Origin of the sequence: uncultured Wocania sp. (assembly GCF_964021735.1) — a bacterium.
GTDB lineage: Bacteria > Bacteroidota > Bacteroidia > Flavobacteriales > Flavobacteriaceae > Wocania_A.
Genome location: NZ_CAXIBN010000219.1, coordinates 1 through 4554 on the forward strand (window position 1 = coordinate 1; position 4554 = coordinate 4554).

Annotated in this window: 4 protein-coding genes; 2 read left to right on the plus strand and 2 right to left on the minus strand. The window is 31.5% G+C overall.

The window, feature by feature from the left end; genetic code table 11:
• Positions 1-11: 11 nt before the first annotated feature.
• Positions 12-998, minus strand: coding sequence for a transglutaminase domain-containing protein (locus tag AADI82_RS13870; protein WP_341217024.1), 987 nt, complete (start codon positions 996-998; stop codon positions 12-14).
• Positions 999-1024: 26 nt separating this feature from the next.
• Here AADI82_RS13870 and AADI82_RS13875 point away from each other — a divergent pair, with 26 nt between their 5' ends.
• On the plus strand, positions 1025-1402 hold the full coding sequence (locus tag AADI82_RS13875) for a DUF1801 domain-containing protein (RefSeq protein WP_341217025.1): 378 nt from the start codon (positions 1025-1027) through the stop codon (positions 1400-1402).
• 2 nt (positions 1403-1404) lie between these two features.
• Here AADI82_RS13875 and kdsA read toward each other — a convergent pair whose 3' ends face one another.
• Complete coding sequence (kdsA, locus tag AADI82_RS13880; RefSeq protein ID WP_341217026.1) at positions 1405-2223, minus strand: 3-deoxy-8-phosphooctulonate synthase; 819 nt, start codon at positions 2221-2223, stop codon at positions 1405-1407.
• A gap of 381 nt (positions 2224-2604) precedes the next feature.
• Here kdsA and typA point away from each other — a divergent pair, with 381 nt between their 5' ends.
• Positions 2605-4404 carry a translational GTPase TypA gene (typA, locus tag AADI82_RS13885; RefSeq protein WP_341217027.1) on the plus strand — a complete coding sequence of 600 codons (1800 nt, stop codon included), beginning with the start codon at positions 2605-2607 and terminating at the stop codon, positions 4402-4404.
• Positions 4405-4554 lie beyond the last annotated feature (150 nt).

Sequence of the window (4554 nt, forward strand, 5' to 3'; positions counted from 1 at the left end):
AAGCCCATAAGTTAAATAGAATGATTTTTTAACTCCACCTTTAAGCCAATAGAAGCTTTTAGATTATTGAATATTACTAGATGAGAATTTTTTTTATTACTGAACTTTATTTTGGAGAAAAACTGTCCTTCTCTATTCTTTTTTATTTTAAGTTTTTTTATTGAAGAATCGTTTTGGTATTTGTAATGTAGAATGTTTTTTTTGGGGATTTTATCAAAAAACAAGGTTATGATTTTTTTCTCATTTGAAACATAAATTGTACCGTCATGAGTTTTGGAAAGACGAAAATTTGCGTTAAAATAGTCAGAATAAAATATTGGAGTAGAAAAAAATGCCCTTTTACTTATTGGTTTAGCTAATAATTGCCATTTTGGATCTACAGGAAAGTGATGATTTATTAATGCTTTTGGGTTTGTAAAAAAGTAAAAATCATTAAATTTTTTTATAAATTTTTTTGTTGATGTATCTTGATAACCAGCAGCCCAAGTTACATCAACTAATTTCCATTCATTATTTACTTTTACAATATTCCACGCATGATCTTTATGTGTTTTATTGGCATCAATATCGCTAATATTAGATTTTGTAACTCCATAGATTACTTTAGATTTAACACCTAATTTTTCACATAATTTTCTATATAAATGCGCATAGCCAAAACAATTAGCTTTTCTAGATTTAAAAACATGATTAACTATTTTTACTTCTCTTTTATTTATCGTTCTTAATCGCTGATATTCAGACTCATAAATTGCTATCATATTGTTGTTATAAACAACATTATAGTTGTTATTATATACAATATTTAATGCTACCCAAGTAAATGCAGCTCTTGTTTTCTCTTCATCCATAATAAAATCATTAGAAATTCTAAAACATAGAACATCAATGCTTTTATAATCTGGATAATTTGACACTTTTTTATCAATGATGCTATAATCTATTGCAAAACTGTATAGTGAAATGAAAAAGAATAAAGTGTAAAAAAATAATCTCATATATTAAATATACATAAATTTGAAGAATGAAACCAGTTGACGAATATTTTATCAACCAAAAAGAACCCTATCAATCTATTATGCTTTATGTGCGTAATGTTATTTTAAATACGCTACCAGAGGTAAAGGAGCGGTGTAGCTATAAGATTCCGTTTTATAATATTGAAAAAAAGCCAATGATTTATTTGAATGTTTTAAAAGGTAAAGATTATGTTGATGTCGCTTTTGTTCAAGGCATTTTATTAGAAAATGATTTTCCAATTTTGAAAAATGATAACAAACGAAAGCAAGTACGTTCTATTCAACTAAAATCTATAGAAGATTTAGACCACGAAAACTTTGTAGCGTTATTGCAAGTTGCAGCTCAGCAACTTAAAAAAAGTAAAAGGGCTTGGTTTATTTAGTTTTAAAGGCTATTAATCGTTTTTCTAATAGCGACCAAGTTTGTCAATAAACTTTCTAATTTATCTAAATGTAGCATATTGGCACCATCACTTTTTGCATTTGCAGGATCGAAATGTGTTTCAATAAATAGTCCGTCAACATTATTTACAATACCAGCTCTAGCAATGGTTTCTATCATATCTGGTCGACCACCTGTAACACCTGCACTCTGATTTGGCTGTTGTAACGAGTGTGTTACATCTAAAACGGTTGGAGCAAATTTTCTCATGGTAGGAATACCACGAAAATCTACAATCATATCTTGATAACCAAACATAGTGCCTCTATCTGTTATCCACGCTTTATCACTGCCAGCATCTTTTACTTTTTGTACAGCGTGTTTCATAGCTTCTGGACTCATAAATTGTCCTTTTTTTAAATTGACCACTTTCCCGGTTTTGGCTGCGGCAACAACTAAATCGGTTTGACGCACCAAGAAAGCTGGAATTTGTAGTACATCAACATATTGTGCAGCTAAAATTGCATCACTAGTTTCATGAATATCGGTAACCGTAGGCACATCAAACTTCTCAGAAACTTTTGCTAGAATTTCTAATGCTTTTTCGTTCCCAATTCCTGTAAAACTATCTATTCTACTTCGGTTTGCTTTTTTAAAACTGCCTTTAAAAACGTATGGAATTTCTAATTTATTTGTTATACTAACTACTCTTTCGGCAATTCTAAAAGCCATGTCTTCACCTTCAATGGCACAAGGGCCACATAAAAGAAAGAAGTTGTTAGAATTCGTATGTTTTATTTTTGGAATGTCTTGAAGATTCATAAAAATGTTTTCTGCAAATTAAAGCTACAAAGGTACTATTTGTAAACGTAAGTTTTATGAATAAGTTTATTTATCCATCTGTGGTTGTATTAGGGATAGAAACGCTTCGACTAAGCTCAGGATAAATTCATTCTTTTTGTTTGGTTTAACAAGGTTTAATAATATGTAGTTTAACGAAAAATGAGATACTAAACTTAGTAGAAGACTTTGAGATAAAAGGATATAATGAATAGTTGTAACTTTTTGTAAATGAGTTGGTTATATCTCTTTTAAAACTTAAATTTTATAGTTATAAGAGGAAAATCCCAAATAAAATATAAAATAGCTTAAATATATAAAAAATAAGTACCTTTGCACGCTTAAAATAAGGGAGCGCACATTATGGCTAACATTAAAAATATTGCAATTATTGCACACGTAGATCATGGTAAAACGACTTTGGTAGATAAAATTATGTACCACTGTCAGTTATTTCGTGAGAACGAAAACACAGGCGATTTAATTCTAGATAATAACGATTTAGAGCGCGAACGTGGTATTACTATCACATCTAAAAACGTTTCTGTAATTTATAAAGATACGAAAATTAATATTATAGATACCCCTGGTCACGCCGATTTTGGTGGAGAAGTAGAGCGTGTATTAAACATGGCTGATGGCGTTTTGCTTTTAGTTGATGCTTTTGAAGGGCCGATGCCACAAACACGTTTTGTATTGCAAAAAGCGATTGATTTAGGCTTAAAACCTTGTGTGGTTATTAATAAAGTTGATAAAGAAAATTGTACACCAGATGAGGTGCACGAAAAGGTATTTGATCTAATGTTTGAGCTTGGTGCTGAAGAGTGGCAATTAGATTTTCCAACTGTTTACGGTTCTGCAAAGAATAATTGGATGAGTGATGATTGGCAAAATGAAACGGATAATATTGAGCCTTTGCTAGATATGGTTATTGCCCATATTCCTGCTCCGAAATTACCAGAAGGTAATACGCAAATGCTAATTACGTCTTTAGATTTTTCGTCGTTTACAGGACGAATTGCTATTGGACGTTTAACTAGAGGTGAATTAAAAGTAGGACAAAACATTTCGTTAGTAAAACGTGATGGTTCTATTGTGAAAAATAAAATAAAAGAGCTTCATGTTTTTGAAGGACTTGGGCGTTTAAAAGTTGAGGAAGTACAAACAGGAGACATTTGTGCTATCGTTGGTCTTGAAGGTTTTGAAATTGGTGATACGGTTGCCGATTTCGAAACACCTGAAGGTTTAAAAACCATTGCAATTGATGAGCCTACGATGAGTATGTTGTTTACCATTAACGATTCGCCTTTCTTTGGAAAAGATGGGAAGTTTGTAACATCACGTCATATTAAAGATAGATTGACTAAAGAATTAGAAAAGAATTTAGCATTAAGAGTTGAAGAAACTGATAGTGCTGATAAATTTATGGTTTTTGGTCGTGGCGTTTTACACTTATCGGTTTTAATTGAAACCATGCGTCGTGAAGGTTACGAGTTACAAATTGGGCAACCACAAGTAATTATTAAAGAAGTAGATGGTGTAAAATGTGAGCCAGTTGAAGAAATGACTATAGATTTACCAGAAACAGTTTCTGGTAAAGCGATTGAAATGGTAACGCTTCGTAAAGGTGAAATGTTAAGTATGGAGGCGAAAGGCGACAGAATGGTTTGTGAGTTTTTAGTACCATCTAGAGGTATTATTGGTTTGCGTAATCAACTTTTAACTGCAACAGCTGGCGAAGCCATTATGGCGCACCGTTTTAAAGAATATCAACCCTTAAAAGGAGGTATTCCAGAACGTCAAAATGGAAGTTTGGTATCTATGGAAAAAGGACAAGCTATTCCTTATTCTATTGATAAATTACAAGATAGAGGTAAGTTTTTTGTTGATCCAGGTGAAGATATTTATGAGGGACAAGTTATAGGAGAAAACTCTCGTGGTGATGATATGACGGTTAACGTAACAAAAACTAAAAAGTTGAGTAATGTACGTTCGTCTGGGGCAGATGATAAGGCTAAAATTGTACCAGCGATAAAATTTAGTTTAGAAGAAGCTTTAGAATACATTCAAAAAGATGAGTATGTTGAGGTTACACCAAACTACTTGCGTTTACGTAAGGTCTTTTTAACAGAAGTTGAACGTAAAAGAAATAAATCAATCTAATTGATTACATTAGTAAAAATTCTTTAAAGAGAAATTCTATTAGAATTTCTCTTTTTTTATGGCATTAATATGGAGTTATTAGGCATTACAGCTACAGAATATATTGGCTATTTAGCATCGTTAATGGTGTTAATATCTTTTACAATGAAA

Excerpts from the sequence above, each read along its gene's own strand:
- kdsA (WP_341217026.1), bottom strand. The coding sequence starts at position 2,223 with ATGAATCTTCAAGACATTCCAAAAATAAAACATACGAATTCTAACAAC.
- AADI82_RS13875 (WP_341217025.1), top strand. The coding sequence starts at position 1,025 with ATGAAACCAGTTGACGAATATTTTATCAACCAAAAAGAACCCTATCAA.
- typA (WP_341217027.1), top strand. The coding sequence starts at position 2,605 with ATGGCTAACATTAAAAATATTGCAATTATTGCACACGTAGATCATGGT.
- AADI82_RS13870 (WP_341217024.1), bottom strand. The coding sequence starts at position 998 with ATGAGATTATTTTTTTACACTTTATTCTTTTTCATTTCACTATACAGT.